The organism is Parazoarcus communis SWub3 = DSM 12120 (assembly GCF_003226565.1).
GTDB lineage: Bacteria > Pseudomonadota > Gammaproteobacteria > Burkholderiales > Rhodocyclaceae > Parazoarcus > Parazoarcus communis.
The window spans coordinates 1-334 of record NZ_QKOE01000153.1 but is presented as its reverse complement, the minus strand read 5'-3'; the positions used below and the strand labels follow the sequence as shown (position 1 = coordinate 334).

Annotated in this window: 1 protein-coding gene and 1 pseudogene; both read left to right on the top strand. The window is 64.7% G+C overall.

The annotated features are described in order from the left end of the window. A pseudogene (locus DNK49_RS25125) lies at positions 1 to 126 on the top strand (formyltetrahydrofolate deformylase); the annotation flags it as partial. A 9-nt stretch (positions 127 to 135) separates the two neighbouring features. Then, a partial coding sequence (locus DNK49_RS23505) for a tetrahydrofolate dehydrogenase/cyclohydrolase catalytic domain-containing protein (RefSeq protein WP_279386443.1) occupies positions 136 to 334 on the top strand: 199 nt, incomplete at its 3' end.

The following is a 334-nucleotide window of genomic DNA, read 5'->3' as shown; positions in this document are numbered from 1 at the left end:
GACGCACCCGAAGACCTGGTGCGTTACGGCAAGGACATCGAGAAAGCCGTCCTCGCACGCGGCCTGCGCTACCACCTGGAAGATCGGGTGCTGGTCCATGGCAATAAAACCGTCGTCTTCCGCTGAGAGGCCGGCATGACAGCACAGATCATCGACGGCAAGGCGCTGTCGAAACAGCTTCGCACGGGCTTTCGCGAGCGCGTGGGACGACTGGCGCAACATGGCGTGCGCCCCGGGCTGGCGGTCATCCTGGTCGGGGACAATCCCGCCTCCCGGGTCTATGTGGGCAACAAGGTGAAGGCCTGCGAGGAGTGCGGCGTGCGCTCACTGCATG